At 59.6% G+C, this 674-nt stretch carries 1 pseudogene; it reads right to left on the bottom strand.

Going from position 1 to position 674, the window contains the following annotated elements:
• Positions 1-508: 508 nt before the first annotated feature.
• Positions 509-674: pseudogene (locus A3736_RS05305) on the bottom strand (IS110 family transposase); the annotation flags it as partial.

Here is a 674-nt window from a genome sequence, read left to right on the forward strand (position 1 = left end):
CGCATATTCTCCCGCAAAACCAACCACCTGCAGCCCGACCGACGGCGCTGCTTTTATCTCGCGATCTTATTTGGCTTCGTTTTTGAGCAAGTATTCGCCATCGTCGTTTCCTCTCTTTAGCACTATTGGACCAAATATTCGACGCTCTCGTGCGCAGGTCTGCGAAGTCGCGTTCAAGGTCTGATACGCCGCGCAATCTTCCGTGCTCATCGCGGCCGGTATCGCTCTGCATTGAGGCGGTACTTTGGTACGCGCGGCACATGTCGCTATCGGAGTTACGGGGCATCGTCACAGGCAATCAAGCGTGGTCAGTCTGCACTGCCACAGGCGAGATATCGTGCTTCCCGTTGTCCTGGTCTGTATCATTCCTTCTGCCGCCTCAGCGGACCTCCATATGTCGTCGAGCCGTCAGCCGGCTGCGGTTGGCGTGTTCGTCATCATGAGCGCGCCAGGCTCAGCCGCTGCATCTTCGCTGCGTAGGCGCTGTCGGTCTCGTGCGCTTCGGCGTCGGGATCGCCGACATAGAACGTGTCGTCGCGCCACATCGCGTGCATCACGATGGCAAGCTTGCGGGCGACCGCGACGCGCGCCTTGGCGTGGCACTTGGTCTTCGCGAGCTTCAGCCCCCATGTCTTGATCGTGTCGCGGCCCTTGAACCTTGTGAGCATCGCCGA

Origin of the sequence: Erythrobacter sp. HI0063 (genome assembly GCF_001635685.1) — a bacterium.
Lineage (GTDB): Bacteria > Pseudomonadota > Alphaproteobacteria > Sphingomonadales > Sphingomonadaceae > Qipengyuania.